Genomic DNA, 24,060 nt, shown 5'->3' on the forward strand with positions numbered 1-24,060 from the left:
TCCGGAGGATCGACAGTGGCTGCCACCCTGCGCCTGGCAACGTTGAATAACAGCCAGTTCCACCTGCACCAGCAGGAACTGACGCAGATCTGTGGCCAACTGACGCGTCTGGATGCACTGTGCAAAAGCCTTGGCGTGATTCCGCTCAGCCAGTTCGTCGATGTCACCGCACTGGAATTTCGCGAAGCGGCTGAGCTGCTCGATGGACAGGCCCCGGCACGCGTCGAGCCTGATCCGCTCACCGGCCTCCCCTATGGTCTCGAAGATATGAGCTGGAGCCCCGTCGCAGCGGGCATGACCAGCATCGAAGCCCTGACCCGCCACCTGCAACGCAATCACCCCCGGGAACTACCCGGTGCCGACATACCCGCACTTGCCGCCGAGCTGCGCTATTGCGAGCAGCTATTGGCACCGCTGGAACCCGAGGGCGGGCAGTTTCATCTGGCCGCAGATTGACCAGAGCACAGCGCCTCTGACGTCTCTTGAAATACATGCAAGGTCCAAATCTCCGGCCTAACGGCCTAAGCTACTGGTTCTGATTTCGCATAGGGTCTGCTGACGTTTCGTCGTGGTCGCGACGGAGGCCCGTTTAGCGCAGAACAAGGCGCGAGGAGTGAAGTTTGGTTGTTCCAAATGAGCGACGAGTAACGCAGTGCTGCGCTAAACGGGCCCCGTCCCTGCGGGTTGAGTGTCAAATGACGCCACGCGGCGTTGCGGAACGCCGCCCGGCCTGGCGCCATTTGACACAGCAACGCGACTCACGACGAAACGCCAACAGCCCCTTAGGCAGTGTATGAACGACCTCGCCCGCATCGTCTATATCAGCCGTGCAACTTTCGCGGCCAGCTCTGACGCGGCCAGGCCCGAAAATGACGGGTCTGCCAGCGTCGCGGCAGAGGCGATCGCGCTCGACCGCCACGTAGCGGAGATTCTTCGCGCATCCCGCGCCGCCAACCTGCGAGACGGCCTGGTAGGTATGCTGTACTACCGTGACGGGTGCTTCATTCAATGCATCGAAGGCGAGCGGCGTAAGGTGCACAAGCTGTACCGCATATTGCTGAAGGATCGCCGCCACCGCGACCTCAAGCTTCTGGTCAGCGAGCCCGTTGACCGTCTGGCCTTCCCTGAATGGCCGATGAAATTCGTACCCGACGATGATCACATGCAGGATCTGCTTACCGAGCACGGCTTCGAGCAGTTCGACCCCTATCGCTTTGATAACTTTCTGGTCGAGCGCGTATTACAGCTGATGCAGGGACTGGTGGATCCGACGATAAATGAGGCTACCTCTCGCTCTCTGTCTTCCAGCGATTCGGCTTCTCCTTCCCCGCAGCTGCTGCCCGAAGCCTTCGACGATGCCGCCAGGCTTCGCCGTGATCGCATGACAATGGGCATCAGCCTGCTCGCATTGGGTGTCAGCCTGGCTAATCTCGCTTACGTCATTGCCAAAGTCTGAATCATTCAGCGCCAGCTGATGCGCCGATCATCATCTGGTGAATGACAGCAGAAGCCACTCCCGGGTTTTGCCATAGTAGCTGCTCATCAGATGAGTGATTACCGAACGGAGCAGGCATGGCCAATATCGAACAGCATATCCTCAAGGTTAACGGCATTGAACTCAGCGTCCATATCGCCGGGCCGGCGGAAGGCCAGCCCGTGTGGCTGCTGCATGGGTTCCCGGAGTGCTGGTATTCCTGGCGGCATCAGATCCACATGCTGGCTGCAGAGGGCTACCGCGTCCACGCACCTGAAATGCGCGGATATGGCCGCAGCAGCGCGCCCGACGCACCGGAGCAGTACGACATCATCACGCTGTGCGCCGACATCCAGGGCGCGATGGATCTGCTAGGGCAGGATCAGGTCGCCATGGTCGGTCACGACTGGGGCGCACTGGTGGCCTGGCACCTGGCGCTGCTTGAGCCCACACGCATCAAGGCGTTGTCGTGCATGTCGGTGCCCTTCGCCGGCCGCCCGAAAATGCCGGCCATTCACAAGATGCGCGAACTTTTCGCAGACCGTTTTCACTACATCGTTTACTTCCAGGAAATCGGACCGGCTGAACGGGAGCTGGAGGCGGACATCGCCCGCACGCTGCGCCTGGTGATGCACGGGCTGTCCAGCAACACAGCACCCGGCGAGGGACTGATACAAAACAAACCGGCCGATTCCGGCTGGCTCGAAGGCCTGGAGGATCCGGGCAAGCCGCCAGTGTGGTGCCCGCCGGAGGCCTTCGCGGTCTATCTGGAAAGCTACCAGCGCAGCGGATTTCACGGTCCACTCAACTGGTATCGCAACTTCGAGCGCAGCTGGGAACGCACCGGACATCTGGCAGGCAAGACAGTGGACCAGCCCACGCTGTTTCTCATCGGTGACCGCGATCAGGTCGGGCAGCTCGAAGCGCACACTATCAAGCGGATGCCATCCGTGGTGCCCAAGGTGGAACAGCACGTCATCCCTGATTGCGGCCACTGGATTCAGGCGGAAAAACCCGAACCGGTGAACGAATTGTTGCTCAGCTTTTTACGCAAGCATTTTCCCGTTTGACAGCGTGCCGCCGCGCAGGGCTGGCCAGCAGCGCGTGCAGGCTGTAAAGTACGCGCCGCTGCCAATCCCGGCAGCATGGGTTCCCTAACCCCATCAACTAAAAAGGTCTCCGCATGCACAACCTGTCGTTGCCGCGTCGTCGCGGCGTTCTCGCCATTCTTATCGCCTTTCACATTCTCATCATCATCGCCAGCAACTATCTGGTGCAGTTGCCGATGAGTATTTTCGGCTGGCAAACCACCTGGGGTGCATTCAGCTTCCCCTTCATATTCCTGGCGACGGATCTGACTGTACGCTTGCTCGGCAAGACGCCGGCGCGCCAGGTGATCTCCCGCGTCATGCTTCCAGCGCTGATGGCTTCCTATGTGGTATCGGTGCTGTTTCAGGAGGGAGCTTTCCGCGGCCTGGGATCGCTGACCGAGTTCAATGAGTTCGTGCTGCGCATCTCGCTGGCCAGCTTCGTCGCCTATGTTCTTGGCCAGTTCCTGGATATTCAGGTGTTCGACAGACTGCGCCGCTTGCCGCAGTGGTGGGTCGCGCCAAGCCTGTCCACGGTGTTCGGCAACTTGCTGGACACCTATGCGTTCTTCTCGGTCGCGTTCTGGCAGAGCAGCAACGCCTTCATGGCCGAACACTGGCTGGAAATCGCCACGGTGGATTACGCGATCAAACTGATCGTCAGCCTGGTTTTATTCGTGCCGCTCTACGGTTTGCTGCTCAACGGCATCATGCGCATGATCGCAGGGAACAAGCCCGCCACGGCGTGAGCGCAATGCCAGCCAGGCCACAAACAGGCGACTGGCCCATTGCTAGACTATGACGCCCACAGCAAGGATGCTGCGTCATGTCCCGATTTCTGTTCACTCTGTGCGCTTGCGCCCTCCTGCTCCGTTCCGCTATCGCCGCCGATTGCCCTGACTGGGCTGCGCCCCGCGCTACCGCCGAGATCCAGCAGCTCAGTCAGCAAATTCATCTCTGGGATCAAGCCTATCGAGAGCACGGCGTCTCGCCAATCCATGACGAGGTCTACGATCAGGCGGTGGTTCGGCTGGCTCGCTGGCAAGGCTGTTTTCCTAACGCTTCGGCTACGCAGCCCTACCGTTTGCGCGCCGGAAAGGTCGCACATCCGGTTGCCCAGACCGGCCTGGACAAGATCGCTGACGAGGAACAACTCAGGCGATGGATTGATCTGCGCAGCAGGTTATGGGTTCAACCCAAAGTCGATGGCGTGGCCGTCACGTTGGTGTATCACGATGGCGTGCTGGCGCAGGCAATCAGTCGCGGCGACGGCAGGCAGGGCCAGGACTGGACGAATGCTGTGCGCTCGCTGCCGGCAGTCCCCACGCACTGGCCACAACGGCAGGATCTGGTGCTGCAGGGCGAGCTCTACTGGCGACTTGATAGGCATGTTCACTCGCGCGACGGCGGGATGAACGCGCGCAGCACCGTAGCGGGAATGCTGCAGCGCAAACAGCTCGACAAGGGCCAGCTTGCCGGCATCGGTCTGTTTGTATGGGACTGGCCGGACGGGCCGGAAGCCATGTCCGAGCGGCTGCGGATAATGACCTTGGCGGGGCTGAACACCGCTCAATACACCCATCCGATTCAATCAGCTGCACAGGCAATCGAATGGCGAGAGCGGTGGTTCAATCAGCCCCTGCCCTTCGCAACCGACGGCATAGTGCTGCGCCAGAGTGCTCGGCCGGAACCATCCAGCTGGCAAGCCGAACCACCCAGCTGGGCTGTGGCCTGGAAGTACCCGCCGCAGCGTGCCCTGGCGCAGGTTACCGAGGTTGTATTCCGGATCGGTCGTACCGGACGCATTACGCCGGTGCTGGAGCTTGAGCCGACACCGCTTGACGACCGCATTATCCGCCGGGTCAGTACCGGCTCGCTGCAACACTGGCAAGAACTGGGCGTTGGCGCCGGTGATCTGATTTCCATACGTCTGGCCGGTCAGACCATTCCGCAGATAGAACATCTGGTCAGCAAAGCACCTGAACCTGCCTTCCTTAGCGCGCCGCCAGAGGGGAAATACCACGCACTCAGTTGCTGGCGCGCTACCGAGGACTGCCGAGAACAATTTCTGGCGAGACTCAGCTGGCTTGGCGGCAAAAACGGGCTGGATTTGCAGGGAGTCGGGCCCGGCACGTGGCAGTGCCTGATCGACAACGGCGCCATTACTGGATTGCTTGACTGGCTGGTGCTGCCTGAGAGGACGGCACAGGGGTGTGATGCAAAAATAGGCGCCAGGCTTGCGCCGGCCCGACAGCGTCCCTTCAAGACATGGCTCAGAGCGTTATCGCTACCTGCCAGCGGAAGCGCCCAGCTCCCCGATAATTGGAACGCCGTGCAGCGTATGAGCGCGACAGACTGGCAAGCACAGCACGGAATCGGCCCCACCCGTGCCCGCCAGCTGGTCGAATTTACAACGCATCTACACAATACAGGCCTCGCCAGCAGTCTGGCAGAGGCCGGTGTTGACGGGTTTCAGCCGGTTATTCGGCAGTCAGATACGACGACCGTGTCAGGCCCAGGCGCAGCGCGTCGATAAAGCGAGCACGCTCGACGGCACTGAGGCGCGCTCCTGATACCTTGTCGCGGTATTTGGTGACCAGCTCGTCGGGCTCGAAGTGTACGTACTTGAGCATGTCTTCGATGGTGTCATGGGTTTCGATGCCGCCGTGCACCACCTTGCCGTCAGCGCGCAGATAGACGTTGACCGAATCCGTGTCGCCGAACAGGTTGTGCATGTCACCGAGGATTTCCTGATACGCGCCGACCATGAAGATCCCCAGCAGATAATCCTCGCCCTCGCGCAGATCGTGCACCGGCAGGCTGTTCTCGATGCTCTGCTCATCGACGTAGTGGCGGATCTTGCCGTCGGAGTCGCAGGTCAGATCCTGTAGCACGGCCCGCCGAAGCGGTTCTTCGTCGAGCCGGTTGAGCGGCAGGATGGGCAATACCTGATCAATGGCCCAGGTATCCGGCAGGCTCTGGAAAACCGAGAAGTTGCATATGTACTTGTCGGCCATCTTGTCGTTGAGCTCGTCCAGTACCTGGCGGTGCGAACGCTGCCGCGCCTTGAGCAAGGTATGCAGTCGGTTACACAACGCGTAGTAGCATTGCTCGGCCAGCGCCTTCTGGGCCAGAGTGATACGACCCTCGGCATACTGCGCTGCCACATCGGCAATGTAATGGGTGGCACGCCAGTAGGTTTCAGTGACCATTTCGATATCGTTCTGGCCGAGCAAACCAACCAGATTGCGAATCACCTGCGGTAGATCCTCAAGATTGTCGATCGGCGGAACGGTGTCGTTGTGCCGCTCGACATCCGTCACCTGCACCACGAGCACAGCGTGGTGCGCGGTCATCGCCCGCCCGCTTTCCGAAAAAATATGCGGATGCGGCAGACCCTGGTCATCGCAGAAGTCCTTCAGCATCGACACAACCGTGTGCGCGTACTCACCGACGTCGTAGTTGATCGAACTGGCGTTGCGCGAATGTGTGCCGTCGTAATCCACACCCAACCCGCCGCCTACGTCGATATGGTCCACCGGCAGGCCCAAGGCCCGAAGTTCGCCGAAATAGCGGATCGCTTCACGAAAACCATGCTGATAGTCAGCCAGATTTGCTATCTGCGAACCCATATGGAAATGCAAAAGACGCACACCGTCCTGCAGGCCTGCCTCACGGAACCGATCAACCACGCGGAGCAACTGCGCCGCGGACAAGCCGAACTTGGATTTCTCGCCGCCGGTATCGGCCCATTTGCTGGATGCGAGCGAGGACAACCGCACGCGCAGGCCCACCTGCGGAATCACTCCGAGGGCGGCGGCCTCTTCAATGACCAGACGCACCTCGGACTCTTTCTCTATCACGATGAACACGTTGTGCCCGAGCTTCTGCCCGATCAGAGCCAGATTGATGAACTCGCGGTCCTTATAGCCGTTGCAGACAATGGTTCCGCCCTTGGGTGCCAGAGCCAGCACCGCCATCAATTCGGGCTTGGACCCGGCTTCCAGGCCAATGGATACGTTCTCAGTGGCAATGATGTTCTCGACCACCGCCTCCTGCTGGTTCACCTTGATCGGATACAGAGCGGTATAGCTGTTGCCGTACTCTAGTTCTGCAATATTGCGATCGAAGGCACCCGTCAGCTGACGTACGCGGTCCTGAAGAATATCGGGAAAACGAATCAGCAAGGGCAGATCAAGACCGCTGTCGCGCAGCTGCGCAACCAGCTCGTGCAGATCGATGGATTGCCCCTCAGTCCCGCGCGGCATGACTTCAACATGGCCCTGCTCGTTGGCGTTGAAATAGCCCGCCCCCCAGTGACGTATTCCGTAGACGCTCCGGCTATCGCCCACCGTCCAGGCCGATGCATCTTCTTTGCGTGAACGCCGCTGTGAAACCATCGAGCACACCTCTGCAGGTTGAGAAATCTGGGCATAGGATAAAGCAAATGCGTCACGCCTGCCCCGTCGGGCAGTTTTTAACAATCTTTTTCATGAGCCAGTCCTTCAGTAAACCCGCCAGGAAAAAACGGGGAACCGCTCAACCCTCCGATCGCTCTAAACACCGCTGATTTGCTTGGACGCAGCGCCCCCAAGCACATCGAAATGACACAAATATTTAACAGCTATAAACATTCAAATATGAGGCATCATCCCTGTAAGTGGCGGAATTGTTGGGTTGAGATAAATTTTTCGATGTGTTTTTATAGAAAAAGAATTCAATAGTAAATAAAGGCAGGGCCTTTTGACCTCTACACCTTTTACGCTTCGCCGCCCGGTTGATACGGACGGTCAGGCAGTCAACAAACTGGTAGAACGTTGTAAGCCACTCGATACCAATTCCGTTTATTGCAACCTCCTCCAGTGCAGCGACTTCGCCGACACGGCCATCGCCGCAGAAAACACTCAGGGCGAACTGGTTGGCTTCATTTCCGGTTACCGCCCCCCGTCCCGTCCTGACACGCTGTTCATCTGGCAGGTTGCTGTTGACAGCAGTACGCGCGGTCAGGGCCTCGCCCTCAAGATGCTGATGGGACTGATTGAACGCGTCGCACCGCAAGGCGTGCACTGGCTTGAGACAACGATCTCGCCAGGCAACGACGCCTCCGAAGCGCTGTTCAAGAAAGCATTCCGGCAGCTTGGCGTCGAATACAGCACCCGCGTGATCTTTGATCGCGCCACCCATTTCAATGGCCTGCATGATGACGAAGTGCTTTATCGCGCCGGCCCGTTCAACTTTCAAATTGCCTAAAAAGCTCCAGGAGCCAACATGAAAAACTTCGAACAGTTCGAAAAACATGAGTCCGGAATCCGCAGCTACTGCCGTTCATTCCCCGTCGTATTCAACCAGGCACGGGGCGCAGAACTGATCACGCGCGATGGCAAGTCCTATATCGATTTCCTGGCCGGTGCCGGGACGCTCAACTACGGGCATAACAACCCCGTATTGAAGAAAGCACTCATTGCGTATCTAGAGGCTGACGGTCTGACCCACGGTCTGGATATGTACACCGAAGCCAAGGAGCGTTTCCTCGAAACCTTCCACCGCGTGATCCTTGAGCCGCGCGGCATGGGCGATTTCGTTGTTCAGTTCAGTGGTCCTACCGGTTCCAACTCGGTTGAAGCCGCCCTGAAACTGGCGCGCAAGGTCACTGGCCGCAAGAACGTCATCAGTTTCACCAATGGTTTCCATGGCTGCACCATCGGGGCCCTGGCCGCTACCGGTAATGGTCACCACCGCGGCGCCGCAGGCGTACCGCTGACCGACGTCAGCCGCATGCCTTATGCCAATTACTTTGGCGACAAGGTCAACACCGTTGCCATGATGGACAAGCTGCTGAGCGATCCGAGCAGCGGCATCGACAAGCCGGCTGCTGTGATCGTAGAAGTGGTCCAGGGCGAAGGCGGTCTGAATGCGGCCTCAGCTGAATGGATGCGCAAGCTCGAGAAGCTGTGCCGCAAGCATGAAATGCTGTTGATCGTTGACGACATTCAGGCCGGTTGTGGCCGTACCGGCACCTTCTTCAGCTTTGAAGAAATGGGTATCAAACCGGACATCATTACCCTGTCCAAATCACTGAGCGGTTATGGCCTGCCCTTCGCCGTTGTAGTGATGCGCCGCGATCTGGACCAGTGGGAGCCGGGCGAGCATAACGGTACCTTCCGTGGCAACAACCACGCCTTCGTCACCGCTGCTGCTGCCTTCGAGCATTTCTGGACCACCGATGAGTTTGCCAAGAGCGTTCAGGCCAAGGGCAAGATTATCAAGGAGCGTATGCAGAAGATCGTACGCAAGCATGGCCCCGACTCACTGTTCGTCAAGGGCCGCGGCATGATGCTCGGCATCAGCTGCCCCGACGGCGAAACCGCTGCAGCGGTCTGCCGCGAAGCCTTTGAGCGCGGCCTGGTAGTCGAAACCAGTGGCAACCATAGCCAGGTCGTCAAATGCCTGTGCCCGCTGGTCATCACCGAAGAGCAGATCGACAAGGCCATGACTATTCTGGATGCGGCATTCGCCACCGTATTCAGCGAACAAGTTGAAACTCAAGCATCCTGAGGAACACCGAATGATCGTACGTCAGTTGAAAGATTGTGAGAATTCCGAGCGCAAGGTTGTCACCGAGACCTGGGACAGCACCCGGATGATTCTCAAGGAAGACAAGATGGGGTTTTCGTTCAACATCACCACCATCTATGCCAACACCGAAACGCACATCTGGTACCAGAACCATCTGGAGTCGGTGTACTGCATGAGCGGAAACGGCGAAATTGAAACTTTGTCCGATGGCAAGGTCTACCCCATCGAGCCAGGCACGCTTTACATCCTGGACCAGCACGATGAGCACATGCTACGTGGCGGCACCGAGGACATGAAAATGGCCTGCGTATTCAACCCGCCGCTCAGTGGCAAGGAAGTACATGACGAGAACGGCGTTTACCCGGCCGATATAGAGGAAAACGCCCCTTAAAAATCGAATAGGAGGATCAATGTTTGCTGATCTGTACCCATCACGTGAGCACGACCAGCCCAGCTGGCACGAACGGCTAGACCCGGTGCTGTACCGGCGCGACCTGCACAATGCGCCGATCAGCGCCGAACAGATGGCCAGCTTTGAACGCGATGGTTATTTGGTATTACCGGAGGTATTCAGCCCCCGCGAAGTTGAAGTCTTCAAGCGGGAGCTGCGCCGGATCAGTCAGTTACAGGAAGTCCTTGATTCGCCTGCAGCCATACGGGAACCGGACAGTGGCGCGCTACGCTCACTGTTCGCGATCCACCGGAGCAACGACCTGTTTGCCCGGGTGGCGCAGGACGAGCGGATTGCCGGTATTGCTCGTTACATTCTCGACGGGGACATCTATGTCCACCAGTCGCGACTGAATCTCAAACCGGGATTCAAGGGCAAGGAATTCTACTGGCACTCCGATTTCGAAACATGGCACGTCGAAGACGGCTTGCCGCGGATGCGTACCGTCAGCTGCTCGATTCTGCTGACAGACAACCATCCGTTCAACGGTCCCTTGATGCTGATTCCCGGCTCGCACAAGCAATACATCAGTTGTGTAGGCAAGACGCCGGAGAATCACTACCAGAGATCACTACGCAAACAGGAACTGGGCGTACCCGATGAAGGCAGCCTCCAGGAACTGTTTCAGAGTAACGGCGTAGATATGGCCACCGGGCCGGCTGGCTCCGTGGTGCTGTTTGACTGCAACACCCTGCACGGGTCTAACAGCAACATCACGCCCAGCCCGCGCAGCAACCTGTTCTTTGTCTACAACCATGTAGACAACTTGCCGGTTGAGCCTTTTGGCAAGGTGCCACCGCGACCGGACTTTGTTGCCGAACGCGGACAGGTCGAGCCGCTGCAGATAGCTCCGCAGCAGTACGACTGAGGGCAGGAGCCCTCGCCTCTGTCTGATCGGCAGGGACGACATTCACCAGGAAAAGAAACCAGGATTATGCATACAGTAGAAAAAATCGGCGGCACATCAATGAGCCGCTTTGATGAAGTACTGAACAACATTTTCATTGGCGACCGAGAAAAAGCCGAGCTTTACAACCGGGTATTTGTTGTTTCTGCCTATTCCGGCATGACAAACATGCTGCTTGAACACAAGAAAACCGGTGAGCCGGGCGTGTATGAGCGTTTTGCCGATGCGCAGAACGAAGATGCCTGGCTTGAAGCGCTGGACGCGGTGCTCGCCACCATGAAGCGCAAAAATCATCAGCTGTTCCCCAGCGAATATGAGCGCCAGGCCGCTGACCGCTTCATCGAAGGCCGCATCAGCGACGTTCGGGATTGCATGGTCAGCTTGCAGCAGTTGTGTACTTACGGTCACTTCCAGCTGACCGAGCACCTGATGAAAGTGCGCGAAATGCTGGCCGCCCTTGGCGAAGCACACAGTGCGTTCAATACCGTGCTTGCGCTGAAAAAGCGCGGCGTGAACGCCCGCCTAGTCGACCTTACTGGCTGGAATCAGAGCGAGCCGAAGCAGTTCCAGCAGATGATCAAGGACAGCTTCGCCGGTATCGACCTGAGCAAGGAGCTGGTTGTTGCAACGGGTTATACCCATTGCTCCGAAGGGTTGATGAATACCTTCGATCGTGGCTACAGCGAAATCACCTTCGCCCAGATCGCCGCGACCACAGGTGCGCACGAGGCGATCATTCACAAGGAGTATCACCTTTCCAGCGCAGATCCGAATCTGGTTGGCGTCGACAAGGTCGTGACCATTGGCCGCACCAACTACGACGTCGCCGATCAGCTGTCCAATCTGGGTATGGAGGCTATCCATCCCAAGGCAGCGCGTACGCTGCGTCGTGCCGGCATTCAGTTGCGCATCAAGAATGCCTTCGAGCCCGATCACGGCGGCACACTGATCAGCCAGGACTATTGCAGCGAGAAGCCCTGCGTCGAGATCATCGCCGGCCGCAAGGATGTATTTGGCCTCGAGGTGTTCGACCAGGAGATGCTCGGCGACGTCGCCTACGACATCGAGATCACTAAGTTGCTCAAGCAGCTGAAGCTCTATGTCGTGAACAAGGACTCCGACGCCAACAGCATCACCTACTACGCTTCCGGTTCGCGCAAGCTGATCAACCGTGCCTCACGGCTGATCGAGGAACGCTATCCCATGGCTGAGGTACGGGTACACAACATTGCTATCGTCTCGGCGATTGGCTCGGACCTGAAGGTCAAGGGCATCCTCGCCAAGACCGTTGCCGCTTTGGCCAGCGCCGGCATCAGCATCCAGGCGATTCACCAGTCGATTCGTCAGGTCGAGATGCAGTGCGTGATCAACGAAGACGATTACGACGCTGCGGTCGATGCGCTGCACAAGGCGTTGATCGAGCCGGAGAATCACGGGGACGTTATCGTCGCCGCCTGATTTGGTCCGCGAACGAAGCCCGGCACTCGCCGGGCTTTTTTGTATCTGCAAGATTGCATTTGCCTGGGGTGTAGCGCGCCTGCGCTACGCCGAGGCCGTGCGATAACACCGCCCTCCGAAACCAGTCCCATTGGCGAGTCCGTACGCCGTCCATCTGTCGGCGCGCAGGCGCACGCCAACCCCAGAAAACCCCAGCGGCGCCTGCATCCTGGGCGTGTAGCGCGCCTACGCTACGCCAAAGCCTGCAGCCGCACCAGGCCCAACCCTGGAACTGAACGCGGCCCGAACCACCAAACGAGCTGAATTATCAAACCGGTGAAGCAAGAAACCTCACCATCTCTCCCGCCGCCCGCTTGGAATCCTCCAACATGAAACAATGCCCGCCCGGCAATTCGCGCTCGGTGACGCTGGGATTGATCCGCGCCAGCCGTTGAGCTGACAGCTTCACAAAGGGATAGGTCGCATCACCGTGCATCAGCAAGGTGGGCGTTTGAATCTTGCCCAGCGAGTACCACAGCCTGCTCGGCCAGCTTTCGAACACTTCGGCTTCGCGGCTGGGCCGACACTTGAGCGTTACGCTGCCGTCCTCGACCTGGCGCAACCCATGTTCGATATGCGCGCTGAAGGCGCTCTCCTCCCAGCCCCGGAACATGCCGCGATTGTGCAGCGCTTTATACGCCGAGTCGCGGTCCGGCCATTGATCGCGGCGGGTGCGAGTCTTTTTCGACAAGGCGTTACTGCGCTGGCCAACCAGGCCCAGCGCTGTACGCATAAGCAATTGCGACTGAGGAAACAGAACGGGATCGAGCAGCACGGCTTTATCAAACACACCGGGGTGACGGGCCAGCATCAGACTGGTGAGCACGCCGCCGAAACTGTGACCACACGCATATAAAGGCACAGCGCCGAATTGCTCCCTGCCCGCATTGAAGGCTTCCAGCGCCAGCTCGGCATTGCGATTCCAGCCGAGAAAATCCCCGCCGTGATCGCTGTCGCCCTGCCCTTGCAGGTCGCAAAGCCACAGATCGAAATGCTCGGAAAGATGCTTCAGAAAGGGCTCATAGGTGCGGCCGCAGAAGCCGTTACCGTGCAGGAATTGCAGCAAGGGTTTGTCACTGGGCGCGGTATGCCAGCCGCGCAGTGTGAACCCGGCACTTGTCTGATGTGCCCAGGGCAACAACGTCATAAAGGTTTCCCCGAAAAGTGAACCGGCAGGTCGAATCACCTGCGCAGCGGCCTGTCAGCGCAGGCTGTAATCGATGTTTGTGACGACCCTGACGCGCTTTACCTGCGGCGTGTAAGGGTCGACATCATCAATGGAAAAGTAACCCTGGGACGCGCGGCGTATGCTCCCAACCTCAGCGTCGGCATCGCGGGCAAACTGGTCCGCAGCTGCACGGGCATCACGGGTTGCGTCGGCGATCATGTCGGCCTTGATCAGCTCCAGCCGCGTAAACAGAAACCGCGGCTGGCTATCGTAGTTCTGCGTCAAGGCAATGCCGGATTTGACCAGCTCGCCAACCGTCTGCATGCCGCTCTGCACACTCTCGATATCCTGCGTGCGCACCAGCACCGTTACTTCCGCGCGGTAGCGTTCAGGTGACAGGGTGTTGCCGTACGTATTGGCGTGCTGATCGGTGATCCTGGGCATGGACAGCTGAATATCGCTTTCAACGAACCCACGGAGCAGCAGGAAGGAACGGACCAGACCCTGCTGTTCCTCAATCTTGCCCTGTAAACGGTCGAGGCTGTCATCAGCCACCGAGAAGCTGACCGGCCAGAGTGCCAGATCAGCTTCGACGTTGCGCTCGGCAAGGCCCTTGACGCTGACCACCCTGTCAGCGCCGCCGAATTGCAGCAATCCGCTCTTCAGACTCATCGCCATCAACACCAGCGCTGTCGCCACAATCAGCGCAGCGAGGATGCCAGTGATGGCAGTCATTACCGGCTTACTCATGTTTCACGTCTCCAGATTACTTCTTGTTGGATATCTGGTTCTGCCCGACGCCATGCGAAACCGGCACGAATGCCGGGCCGGGGGTCAGATAAAGGAACCCAGCCCCACGGCCTGACGCACCCGCGTCATCAATTCAGCGGCTTCGGCACGGGCGCGCTCCGCACCCTTGAGCAGGACGCTCTCAATATACGCCGGGTCTTCGAGCAGCGCCTGATAACGTTCACGTGGCTCACGCAGATAGTGGTTCAGGTATTCAAAGAGCTGATCCTTGGCTTCGCCCCAGCCGATCCCCTCGAGGTAGCGGGCGCGCATCGCCTGGGACTCTGCGGGTGTGGCAAAAGCCGAATAGATCTGGAACAGGGTGCAGGTATCCGGATCCTTCGGCTCGCCTGGCTCCAGCGAGTTGGTCTTGATCTTGCGCACCAGCTTGAGCAGTTTCTTTTCCGGGGTGAACAGCGGGATGGTGTTGTCGTAGCTCTTGGACATCTTGCGCCCATCCAGCCCCCGTAGCACTTCCACGCTCTGATCCACCTGCGCCTCGGGCAGCGTGAAGTACTGTCCCTTGAACAGATGGTTGAAGCGCCCGCCCATGTCGCGCGCCATCTCGATATGCTGGATCTGGTCGCGCCCGACCGGCACCCTGTTGGCATTAAACATCAGGATGTCCGCCGCCATCAGCACCGGATAGCTGAACAAACCCATGGTTACGCCCTTGTCGGGATCCGCCTGACCGGCTGCCTCGTTATCCGCAACGGATGCCTTATAGGCATGCGCGCGGTTCATCAACCCCTTGGCGCACACGCAGGAAAGCATCCAGGTCAGCTCAGTGATCTCGGGAATATCCGACTGCCGGTAGAACACTGCATTATCGGTATCCAGTCCCAGCGCCAGCCAGGTCGCAGCGATTTCAAGCCGCGATTCCTGAACCCGCTTCGGGTCCTGGCATTTGATCAGCGCATGCAGATCAGCCAGAAAATAATAGGACTGCACATTGGGATCCTGGCTGGCTGCGATAGCGGGCTTGATAGCGCCGACATAGTTGCCGAGGTGCGGCGTGCCGGTGGTGGTGATGCCGGTAAGTACACGGGTCTTTTGCATTGGCGAGCGATTCTACTTGTAAGCTATGAAATGAATGGGGCCAAGTGTACAACGGCGGGACTTTTCAAAGCGACCACACACCTTGAAGCGGTGCCCCGATCGCTGATAGCGAACCATTGCACAGCCTGATACTGGTCCCCGGTTGCTGGTCGAGCCAAGTCTGCTTGATTAGACTGATTGCCCTGTTGATCACCCGAGGAAGGCACGATGTCGTTCGCTGAGGAACTCAAGGCACAGCTCGAATTGCCGGTTATTGCATCTCCCCTGTTCATCATTTCCAACCCGCGTCTGGTGGCCGAGCAATGTAAGAACGGCGTAGTCGGATCCTTCCCTGCCCTCAACGCGCGCCCGTCTGAAGTACTGGAACAATGGTTGCAGCAGCTGACGACCGAACTGGCTGATTTCAAGGCCGCCAACCCCGGCAAAAAGGTCGCCCCTTTTGCGGTAAACCAGATCGTGCATCATTCCAACGACCGACTGGAGCACGACCTGGAAGTCTGCGCTCGATATGAAGTGCCGATCATGATCACCAGCCTGCGTGCCCCACACGATGCCGTTAAGGTGGCGCACAGTTACGGCGGCAAGGTATTCCATGACGTCATCAGCGTGCGTCACGCGGAAAAGGCAATCGAAGCGGGCGTCGATGGGTTGATTCTGGTCTGCGCAGGCGCAGGTGGACACGCCGGTACCCTCAACCCCTTCGCGCTGGTGTCCGAGATCCGCAAGTTCTATGACGGCCCGATCGCCCTGTCTGGCTCCATCACCCAGGGCAAGCAGATCCTTGCCGCCGAAGCCATGGGCGCGGACTTCGCCTACATGGGCACGCGCTTTATCGTGACCCACGAAGCCAACGCCGACGAAGCCTACAAACAGATGATCGTCGACAGTTCTGCTACCGACGTTATCTACTCCAGCCTCTTTACCGGCGTACACGGCAACTACCTGCGCGGCAGCATCTCCAAGGCAGGGCTGGATCCAGACAACCTGCCGGAAGCAGACAAGAGCGCAATGTCATTCGGTAGCGACAAAAGCAAGGCGTGGCGGGATATCTGGGGCGCTGGTCAGGGCGTTGGCGGAATTGGTGAAGTGACGTCTACGGCGGAGGTAATTGCTGAGCTCAAGCGGGATTATCTGGCGGCCAAGCAGCGGTTGCTGGGGTGAGTCGCTTGAATTCCGAAGTCAGCTATCGCGCGCCGACGAGCCCTCGCTGACACGCAGCAAGTACATCCCTGTAAGCTCGTCGATGACATCCATGTCATCGCACGGTCAGCGCGGCCTCGTCGGCGCGCTACGCCATAGAGCTTGAGCTCGCTGTGGGCGTGTCTGATCTGCGGGTTCGCAATCTCAAAATCAAATCCCCCTAGCCCCCTTTGCCAAAGGGGGAATCGTCCGAGACGCTGCTCTTCTGTGCGTGTGACATATGCTCTTGAGTTGCGTCGCTGTCCATGACCACCAGCCTCGCGCCGACACAACCAACACGCAGAACTAATTCCCCTCTTTGAAAAAGGGGGGCTAGGGGGGATTTGCTTTTCGCGTTCAGCTATTCGCTTTTACTCATCCCGCCGCAAGTCATCCGGAATAGGCACATCCGGCATAGGTCCTGGACGCTTGCCCTCACCCGCCCGGTACTGACGCAGCTGGAATACGTAAGCCAGCACCTGCGCCACAGCCAAATAAAGCCCGGCCGGGATCTGTTGATTGAGGTCGGTGCTGTAATACACGGCCCGCGCAAGCGGCGGTGCCTCGAGGATGACGACGTCGTGCTCGCCCGCGATTTCCCGGATCTTCTGCGCCATGATGTCGCCGCCCTTGGCAACCACCACAGGCGCGCCGGAATTGACCGGGTCATACTTCAGCGCAACGGCATAATGCGTCGGGTTGGTGATGACCACGTCGGCATTGGGCACCTCTTCCATCATGCGGCGCTGCGCCATTTCGCGCTGAAGCTGGCGAATCCGGGACTTCACCTCCGGCTTGCCTTCGGAATCCTTGTACTCGTCGCGCACTTCCTGCTTGGTCATTTTCAGCTTTTTCTTGTTGTCCCACAACTGAAAAGGCACATCCACGGTGGCAATGAGGATCAGCGAACAGGCTAGAAACAGCAGCGAGCTGCTGAGCACCCAGCCGCTGTGGGCGATGGCGTCAGGCAAGGGCTCTCGCGAAAGCGCGAGCAAATCATCCTGACGCATGTTCAGCACCACCAGCGCCACCATGAGCACGACGAGAAATTTGGCCAGCGCCTTGAGCAATTCAACCAGCGCCTTGACTGAAAACATGCGCTTCAAGCCAGCCAGCGGGTTCATTCGCTCGAACTTGGGCGCAAGGGACTTGGCACTGAATAGCCAGCCGCCCAGCAGCAGGGGCCCAACCAGTGCGGCAACCAGCACCATGAGAAACAGCGGGCCGAGCACGCTGAAACCCTGTTCGACCGATGCCAGCAGGTGCAGCGCCATGGTGTCGGTTGAGTACAGCACTTCACGGTCAAGACTGAAGTTGAACACCATCAGACTCATCAGCTTGCCGACCATGGCTGGCCCGACCATGAGCAGCCCGATCGCCGAAACCATCACCACGGCGAGTGTATTCAGCTCCTTGGAGCGGGCAATCTGGCCTTTCTCACGGGATTCCTTTAGGCGTTTCTCCGTGGGCTCTTCGGTTTTTTCCTGACCGCTGTCCGGTTGCTCTGCCATCAGCGCACCCGCACCATTTCACGCAACCACTCCAGGGTTTCGGTTGCCAGCGAATGATATTGAGCGCCGACGTCGCCCAGCACTACCCAGAGAATAAACAGGCCGAACACGAGGGTCAGCGGAAAACCGATGGAGAAAATATTCAGCTGCGGTGCGGCGCGCATCATTACGCCGAAAGACAGGTTGACGATCAGCAGCGCCGTAATCGCCGGCAGCCCGATGAGCAGCGCAGCAGCCATCACCCAGCTGAACCGCAACACCAACGTATGGAAGTCTGTGGCCAGCAACCCCTCGCCAATCGGCAATGTCATGAAGCTCTCGGCCAACACCTCGATCACCACCAGATGGCCATCCATCGCCAGAAACAACAGGGTCACCAGCATGGTGAATACCTGCGCCACCACCGCGACGGAAACGCCCATGCTCGGATCGTTCATCGAGGCGAAGCCCAGACCCATCTGCATGGCGACGATCTGGCCAGCCAGCACGTGGATCTGGAACAGCAACTGCAACATGAAGCCCATCGCCGCACCAATCAGAATCTGCTCGCCGATGATCACCCAAGTGGCCAGCGATAACGCGTCAATCGCCGGCACTGGAGGGATCATCGGGGTAATCAGCATGGCGATCATCAACGCGAGGTACAGGCGAATGCGTACCGGCAGCATCTGCGTGCCGAACACCGGCATGGTCATCAGCACACTGGCCACCCGGAAGAGCACCCACATGTAGCTGGCCACCCAACGGCTGATCTCAGCTGCGGCGAATTCGAACATTCAGCCGATCAGTCCGGGAATCGCCCGGTAGAGGTTGTCGGTGAAGTCAATCACCTGCGTGACCAGCCAGGGGCCGAGCACAATCAGGGTGATGAAGGTAAACAGCAGACGCGGCAGGAAGCTCAGCGTCTGCTCGTTTATCTGCGTGGCCGCCTGAAACATCGCCACCACCAGACCAACCAGCAGGCTCGGCAATACGATCACCGCGACCATCACAGTCGTGAGCCACAGGGCCTGGCGAAACAGGTCTACCGCTACTTCAGGTGTCATGTATTTTTCCGGGCTAAGTAACGGCGAAACTGGCCGCGAGGGTGCCTATGATCAGCGCCCAACCATCCACCAGCACAAACAGCATGATTTTGAACGGCAGCGAGATAATCAGCGGCGACAACATCATCATACCCATGGCCATCAACACGCTGGCCACCACCAGATCGATGATCAGGAAGGGAATGAAGATCATGAAACCTATCTGGAACGCGGTTTTCAGCTCAGAGGTTACAAAAGCCGGCACCATGATATGGAAGGGAACGTCCTCCGGCGTAGCGATATCAGTGCGCCGCGCCAACCGCACGAACAACTCCAGATCCGTTTCCCGGGTTTGCGCCAGCATGAACTCGCGCAATGGAATGCTGGCTTGCTCCAGCGCCTGCTGTGGCGCCAATTCTTCGGCGAGATAGGGCTGCAACGCAGTTTCGTTAATGCGCTCGAATATCGGCGCCATGATGAAAATCGTCAGAAACAGCGCCAGCCCGATAAGAATCTGGCTCGACGGCGTCTGCTGCAGGCCCAGCGCCTGGCGCAATATCGAAAACACAATGATGATGCGGGTGAAGCTGGTCATCATCATGACGAAGGCCGGGATGAACGTCAGCGCGCTCATCAGCAGCAGGATCTGCAGACTCACCGAGTAGGTCTGTTCTCCATCGGCGTCGGTGCTCAGGGTGACCGCCGGCAGGCTCAGCGGATCGCCGGCAGTCTGCGCCAGGGCCGCCGGCGCGAGCAGCGCCAGCATCATTAACACCCAACGCATCACGGGCGATTCTCCCGTTTAAGCAGCGCTTGCAGCTTGCGCGCAAAATCACCGTCGACCGTTTCCAGCGGAATTTCGGCAACGGGTTCTTCAAACACATGCAGCGTGCTGATGCGGCCAGGGGATGCGCCCAACAGCATTTGTTTGCCGCCGACATCGACAAGTATCAGACGATCACGCGGTCCCAGCGGCAGATTGCTGACGATGCGGATATGCTGACCGCCCTGGGCGGCCAGCGGGCCAACACGGCGCATCAGATAGCCCATGAGGAAAATCAGCCCCACCACCAGCACTAATCCCAGTCCAAGCTGGGCGAGTTGCCCGATGAGCGAGGTCTGCGCAGCGCTGGTGGTGGCAGAGGCGACGGGCTCTGCGGCAAACGCACCTGCCGACAGAGCAGCCAGTAAAATGAACGAAATCCCCCGCATATCAGCGCAACTTCTTGATGCGTTCAGAGGGGCTGATCACATCGGTCAGGCGGATGCCGAACTTCTCGTTCACTACCACCACCTCACCGTGAGCAATCAGCGTACCGTTGACCTTCACATCCAGCGGTTCGCCGGCCAGACGGTCAAGCTCGACCACCGAACCCTGATTGAGCTGCAGCAGATTGCGAATGGTGATTTCGGTATTACCGACCTCCATTGAGATGGTTACCGGGATATCCAGAATGACGTCCAGATTCGGACCATCGGTACCCTGGAAGTAATCGTCAGAGGGCTTGGCAGGTTTAGGAAACTCTTCCATGGGCAACGCCTGGGAGCCGTTATTGCCAGCCAGCATGGCATCGATATCAGCCTGGCTGGAATCGCCGGCCTCCTCCATCGCGGCTGCCCACTCATCCGCCAGCGCCTGCTCTTCAGGACTGATTTCGCCGGAGTTCTTGTCATCAGACATCGTGCCGTTCCTCTAAATTAGCGTTACGTATTCGTTGTTTATCGTGGCCGCGCGATAGGGCCGAGAATCTGCAAGCCGAGATTGCCCTTCACCGAGCCCAGCTTGGCCTTGAACGTGGGTACCCCGTTGGCGCACAGCACCATGTGATCGGGCAATTCAACCGGGATGACGTCGCCGGCCTGCATGCTCAACAGGTCCTTCAGTTTGAGTTCACGCCGAACTACCGTCGCGCTCAGCGGCACCTTGGCGCAGGTAATTTCCTCACGCAGGGCACGCACCCAGCGCTCGTCATGCTCGTCCACATCGGACTGCACACCAGAATCCAGCACTTCGCGCAGCGGCTCGATCATTGAATAGGGGAAGGTCACGTGCAGATCACCGCCGCCGCCGTCCAGCTCGATATGGAAGGTCGAGACGACGACCACCTCGCTGGGGCTGACGATATTGGCCAGCGCGGGGTTAACCTCGGAATTAACGTACTCGAAGGTAACGTCCTGAACTGCTTGCCAGGCTTCCTTCATGTCTGCGAAGGCCTGATCCAGCACCATGCGCACCACGCGCAGTTCAGTGGGGGTAAACTCGCGGCCTTCGATCTTGGCATGACGGCCATCGCCACCGAAGAAGTTGTCCACCAGCTTGAATACCAGGCGCGCGTCGAGAATAAACAGCGCGGTGCCGCGCAGTGGCTTCATCTTCACCAGATTCAGACTGGTCGGCACGTAGAGCGAGTGCACGTATTCGCCGAACTTCATCACCTGCACGCCACCTACTGCCACATCCGCCGAGCGGCGCAGCAGGTTGAACATGCTGATACGGGTATAACGTGCGAAGCGCTCGTTGATCATTTCCAGCGTCGGCATGCGACCGCGAACAATGCGGTCCTGGCTGGTCAAGTCATAGGTTTTGGCTGTGCCGGGTTCGGCATCGTCTTCCATATCAATCGCGCCGTCATCGACCCCGTGCAGCAGCGCGTCGATTTCGTCTTGTGACAGCAGATCCTGGACGGCCATGGTGTTTCCTATTGCAGAACGATATTGGTGAACAGCGCGGACTCGATTATCGGGTTGCCGAGCTCTTTTTCCATCAGTGCCTTGACCGCAAGCGACGCCCGCTCGCGCAGGGCTTCTTTACCCTCCGGGCTGAACAGTGCGTCAAATTCTTCACTGCTGAAGAGCATGACCAGCTCGTTGCGGATCAACGGCAAATGGGAACTTAATTGAGTCATCAGTTGCGGGTCTCGCCCCATCAGCACCACATTGACCTGCATATAGCGCTGCCGGCCTTCATGGACATAATTCACTACAAAGGCAGGATCCAGGGACTGGTAGATGGCCATGGGTTTACCGGCCTCTACGACGGGCGTCTCGGCCACCGTTTCGTCTTCACTGGCAAACAGGAAGAAGGCTGCCGCGCCGATAGATAACAACAAGGCGAACAAACCTGCGCCCACAAGGAGGAGAAGTTTCTTACGGCTTGCCGGTGGGCTCTCGGGCGTCGCCGGCTGGGCGGGTTCGGGCTGTTGTCGGGCCATGCCAATATTCCGTCAGTAATGCGTGAAATCAACTGTTTCGGATACTGCTTGCATTGAGCATGCCAAGGAGGACGCCGGCGAGCATCCCATAATGGCTGGCGACGAGTCGCTGGGCGCACCGTCTTAATGAAGACATAGGGTAAAGCCAAGCGGAGGGAATGTCTCTGGCTGTCATTGGCTGGAGCGCATTCCGGGTGGCGTGGGTTCCCGGTGGGTTTGGGAGTTGGTGCTTGCTGAGAGATAGCCGTAGCGCGGGTGCGCTACAGCCCCGGGGTGCTGCCGCCTATCTTTCTTTACTGCTGATGCCGAGCGGCTCAGGCCGTGTTTGGGATTGAAAGCGGGTTTGTATCGCGTAAGGATTGGGATTTGTGCATGCTGGACGCTTGCCGTAGCGCGGGCGCGCTACAGCCCCAGGTTGCCGCAAAGCCATGCGGGTTCTTGGGAATGTGTTCGCGCTGGGGCGTGACGCCGGCTTCGACAGCAGATCAGGCGTAGTAGTCAACCAGACGTTCAGCCGAGACCCTGGCTGCTTCAGCCGTAGTCAGCAGCGAATCAGACTGGCTGGTTATTTCCGCGCTACCGCCCTGCCCTTGTCGAGATCCCTGACCCGACGTGCCGGCCTGTGCTTCCCGACCGGACTGCTGACCCGCGGATCCATCCGAGACCGAGACGTTGACCTGATCCATGCCCTGCTGACTGAACATTTCCCGCAGCCGAAACATCTGTGCTTCGAGGGCTTCGCGCACTGAGGGGTTCTGACTGACAAACTGAACCTGATGCTCCTGCCCGCGGTTCTGGATATGAATTTCCAGCGGCCCCAGTTCGGCCGGGTCAAGCATAATTTCGACGCTGCGCAGATTCTGGCTGGACATCCACATTACTTTTTCGACAGCGGCCTCGCTCCAGGAATGCTGGCCGAAGGGGACGCCGAGCGTCTGGGCTGCTGCATTTACTGGCCGCGCCGTAAGCGCAGGCTGGACCGCGTTCGATTGCGCTGCGAGTGCCGGCCGATCGAACCCGTCCTTGCTCTCAGAGTCGCCAGGTAAGGTGTCATGATTCAGCGCCTTGAGATCTATCTGCTCCACGAGCTTACCGGCAATGGCCACCTGCTCGCCCAACGTCACCAGTGGAGCGTTGCGCTGCATCGAAATCGGCGCATCGTTCGACTGCCGCAACACTTCAACCTGCGTTGCAGTTATCGGCGCGTCAGTTTTGACTGCAACCAAAGCCAGAGCCGCTCTGCTGTCAACCGGCTGTTTTGAAGTAGCAGGCGTCAAGGATTCGCGGGATTCATTCAACCACTTCATCCACCGCTCGGACATTTCCGTCAAGGACCCGTCAGCCATAACCGCCGCCGTCCCGGCAGGCGATTGCTCTCCCGACGCTGAATGGAATGTCTCGCTCAAGTCGCCAATGTCAGCCAGCTGGCCAAGCCAATCCTGAACGGAATCCGGCAACGGCTTGCCGTCCCCGGCAAGCGCAAGGTTTTCGATTGCCGCCAGCCCGCTCTCCTCGAGACGTTTCAGCAAGGCGTTCAGGCGTTCCGGCTGCTGTTCGGCCAGCAGGTTGGCGAAATCCACCTGCTCTGTGTCGCCCGTGCCGGATGACAAGGCTGCGCGACTGGTGCCGGCAGCTCGAACTTCAGGCGAGGATAACGCCAGCAGGGCTTGGCTAACTGACATTGATGATCTCCATGGCAAATGAGCAATTGCTCTGTTAACACTTACAAGCAAACTGCGGGCCAGGGAGAGGTTATAGGAGGGATTATTTGAAAATGATCAGCGAAAGCTGCGGCTTGACCCGGTCATACAAGTGAAGGAGCCGCTCGAAGGCAGCGGTTGCGGCTTGCCGGTCGGCGGCCGCGCCTGCACGCTCTGCCTCTGCAGCTGCCCCATGCAAAGCGAGAGCACCGATATTTCCGCAGCTGCCGCGTAAACTGTGCGCAGTCTGACGGTAGGCCCGCCAGTTTTCCGTCAGTAAGTGGCTGCGCAAAAGACCGAGACGCATCTCGGTGTCGGTAATAAAGGTTTCCAGTAACACCTCATACTCATCCAACATCAGCTCTCTGAGCGATGCCTGAACGGATGGTTCCAGGTCCAGCGGCTCCGACATGGGTAGTCGATC

The 24,060-nt window shown here is 58.7% G+C and carries 23 protein-coding genes and 2 pseudogenes; 11 read left to right on the plus strand and 14 right to left on the minus strand.

Features of this window, described 5'->3' with window-relative positions; genetic code table 11:
* The first annotated feature begins 15 nt into the window (after positions 1-15).
* The 5 genes and pseudogenes from HG264_RS07740 to ligB form a co-directional block, all read left to right on the plus strand.
* On the plus strand, positions 16-456 hold the full coding sequence (locus HG264_RS07740; RefSeq protein WP_169407124.1) for a hypothetical protein: 441 nt from the start codon (positions 16-18) through the stop codon (positions 454-456).
* 337 nt (positions 457-793) lie between these two features.
* The gene (locus tag HG264_RS07745) at positions 794-1,456 is read left to right on the plus strand and encodes a BLUF domain-containing protein (protein ID WP_169407125.1); all 663 of its coding nucleotides are present in this window, start codon (positions 794-796) and stop codon (positions 1,454-1,456) included.
* Between the two features lie 116 nt (positions 1,457-1,572).
* Positions 1,573-2,544 carry an alpha/beta fold hydrolase gene (locus tag HG264_RS07750; RefSeq protein ID WP_169407126.1) on the plus strand — a complete coding sequence of 324 codons (972 nt, stop codon included), beginning with the start codon at positions 1,573-1,575 and terminating at the stop codon, positions 2,542-2,544.
* 113 nt (positions 2,545-2,657) lie between these two features.
* Complete coding sequence (locus tag HG264_RS07755; protein ID WP_169407127.1) at positions 2,658-3,311, plus strand: 7-cyano-7-deazaguanine/7-aminomethyl-7-deazaguanine transporter; 654 nt, start codon at positions 2,658-2,660, stop codon at positions 3,309-3,311.
* Positions 3,312-3,388: 77 nt separating this feature from the next.
* Positions 3,389-5,035: pseudogene (gene ligB, locus HG264_RS07760) on the plus strand (NAD-dependent DNA ligase LigB); the annotation flags it as partial.
* Between the two features lie 7 nt (positions 5,036-5,042).
* On the opposite strand, the gene speA reads toward ligB, so the two are convergent.
* Positions 5,043-6,962, minus strand: a complete 1,920-nt coding sequence (gene speA / locus HG264_RS07765) for an arginine decarboxylase (RefSeq protein WP_169407129.1) — start codon at positions 6,960-6,962, stop codon at positions 5,043-5,045.
* A gap of 343 nt (positions 6,963-7,305) precedes the next feature.
* On the opposite strand from speA, the gene ectA reads away from it, so the two are divergent.
* From ectA to HG264_RS07790, 5 genes are all read left to right on the plus strand, one after another.
* Positions 7,306-7,812, plus strand: a complete 507-nt coding sequence (gene ectA, locus HG264_RS07770; RefSeq protein ID WP_169407130.1) for a diaminobutyrate acetyltransferase — start codon at positions 7,306-7,308, stop codon at positions 7,810-7,812.
* Positions 7,813-7,830: 18 nt separating this feature from the next.
* A complete protein-coding gene (gene ectB, locus HG264_RS07775) occupies positions 7,831-9,117 on the plus strand; it encodes a diaminobutyrate--2-oxoglutarate transaminase (protein WP_169407131.1) in 1,287 nt (428 codons plus the stop codon).
* A 10-nt stretch (positions 9,118-9,127) separates the two neighbouring features.
* Positions 9,128-9,529, plus strand: a complete 402-nt coding sequence (locus HG264_RS07780; protein WP_150299269.1) for an ectoine synthase — start codon at positions 9,128-9,130, stop codon at positions 9,527-9,529.
* A 19-nt stretch (positions 9,530-9,548) separates the two neighbouring features.
* On the plus strand, positions 9,549-10,457 hold the full coding sequence (gene thpD, locus HG264_RS07785; RefSeq protein WP_169407132.1) for an ectoine hydroxylase: 909 nt from the start codon (positions 9,549-9,551) through the stop codon (positions 10,455-10,457).
* A gap of 66 nt (positions 10,458-10,523) precedes the next feature.
* Positions 10,524-11,954 (plus strand): aspartate kinase, encoded by a 1,431-nt coding sequence (locus HG264_RS07790; RefSeq protein WP_169407133.1) that lies wholly within the window; start codon positions 10,524-10,526, stop codon positions 11,952-11,954.
* 307 nt (positions 11,955-12,261) lie between these two features.
* Here HG264_RS07790 and HG264_RS07795 read toward each other — a convergent pair whose 3' ends face one another.
* The 3 genes and pseudogenes from HG264_RS07795 to trpS form a co-directional block, all read right to left on the minus strand.
* Positions 12,262-13,140, minus strand: a complete 879-nt coding sequence (locus tag HG264_RS07795) for an alpha/beta fold hydrolase (RefSeq protein WP_169407134.1) — start codon at positions 13,138-13,140, stop codon at positions 12,262-12,264.
* Between the two features lie 54 nt (positions 13,141-13,194).
* Positions 13,195-13,911, minus strand: coding sequence for an SIMPL domain-containing protein (locus HG264_RS07800; RefSeq protein ID WP_169407135.1), 717 nt, complete (start codon positions 13,909-13,911; stop codon positions 13,195-13,197).
* Between the two features lie 87 nt (positions 13,912-13,998).
* Positions 13,999-15,009, minus strand: a pseudogene (gene trpS, locus HG264_RS07805) (tryptophan--tRNA ligase); the annotation flags it as partial.
* A gap of 207 nt (positions 15,010-15,216) precedes the next feature.
* Between trpS and HG264_RS07810 the strand changes: the two are divergent.
* A complete protein-coding gene (locus HG264_RS07810) occupies positions 15,217-16,170 on the plus strand; it encodes a nitronate monooxygenase family protein (RefSeq protein ID WP_169407137.1) in 954 nt (317 codons plus the stop codon).
* A gap of 389 nt (positions 16,171-16,559) precedes the next feature.
* Here HG264_RS07810 and flhB read toward each other — a convergent pair whose 3' ends face one another.
* The 10 genes from flhB to HG264_RS07860 all read right to left on the minus strand — a co-directional run bounded on the left by flhB (position 16,560) and on the right by HG264_RS07860 (position 24,048).
* Positions 16,560-17,699 (minus strand): flagellar biosynthesis protein FlhB, encoded by a 1,140-nt coding sequence (gene flhB / locus HG264_RS07815; protein ID WP_169407138.1) that lies wholly within the window; start codon positions 17,697-17,699, stop codon positions 16,560-16,562.
* Positions 17,699-18,475 carry a flagellar biosynthetic protein FliR gene (gene fliR, locus HG264_RS07820; RefSeq protein ID WP_169407139.1) on the minus strand — a complete coding sequence of 259 codons (777 nt, stop codon included), beginning with the start codon at positions 18,473-18,475 and terminating at the stop codon, positions 17,699-17,701. The genes flhB and fliR overlap by 1 nt, the downstream gene beginning before the upstream one ends.
* Positions 18,476-18,745, minus strand: a complete 270-nt coding sequence (fliQ, locus tag HG264_RS07825; RefSeq protein ID WP_169407140.1) for a flagellar biosynthesis protein FliQ — start codon at positions 18,743-18,745, stop codon at positions 18,476-18,478. It abuts the gene before it with no gap.
* Between the two features lie 13 nt (positions 18,746-18,758).
* Complete coding sequence (gene fliP / locus HG264_RS07830) at positions 18,759-19,508, minus strand: flagellar type III secretion system pore protein FliP (protein ID WP_169407141.1); 750 nt, start codon at positions 19,506-19,508, stop codon at positions 18,759-18,761.
* A complete protein-coding gene (gene fliO / locus HG264_RS07835) occupies positions 19,508-19,936 on the minus strand; it encodes a flagellar biosynthetic protein FliO (RefSeq protein ID WP_169407142.1) in 429 nt (142 codons plus the stop codon). The genes fliP and fliO overlap by 1 nt, the downstream gene beginning before the upstream one ends.
* Position 19,937: 1 nt before the next feature.
* Complete coding sequence (fliN, locus tag HG264_RS07840; protein ID WP_169407143.1) at positions 19,938-20,405, minus strand: flagellar motor switch protein FliN; 468 nt, start codon at positions 20,403-20,405, stop codon at positions 19,938-19,940.
* Positions 20,406-20,443: 38 nt separating this feature from the next.
* The gene (gene fliM / locus HG264_RS07845) at positions 20,444-21,415 is read right to left on the minus strand and encodes a flagellar motor switch protein FliM (protein ID WP_169407144.1); all 972 of its coding nucleotides are present in this window, start codon (positions 21,413-21,415) and stop codon (positions 20,444-20,446) included.
* Between the two features lie 8 nt (positions 21,416-21,423).
* Positions 21,424-21,936: a flagellar basal body-associated FliL family protein gene (locus HG264_RS07850; RefSeq protein ID WP_169407145.1), complete on the minus strand. Its 513-nt coding sequence runs from the start codon at positions 21,934-21,936 to the stop codon at positions 21,424-21,426.
* A 485-nt stretch (positions 21,937-22,421) separates the two neighbouring features.
* Positions 22,422-23,618, minus strand: coding sequence for a flagellar hook-length control protein FliK (locus HG264_RS07855; protein WP_169407146.1), 1,197 nt, complete (start codon positions 23,616-23,618; stop codon positions 22,422-22,424).
* Positions 23,619-23,700: 82 nt separating this feature from the next.
* Positions 23,701-24,048 (minus strand): Hpt domain-containing protein, encoded by a 348-nt coding sequence (locus tag HG264_RS07860; protein WP_169407147.1) that lies wholly within the window; start codon positions 24,046-24,048, stop codon positions 23,701-23,703.
* Between the last annotated feature and the right edge of the window lie 12 nt (positions 24,049-24,060).

Source organism: Pseudomonas sp. gcc21, from assembly GCF_012844345.1.
GTDB lineage: Bacteria > Pseudomonadota > Gammaproteobacteria > Pseudomonadales > Pseudomonadaceae > Halopseudomonas.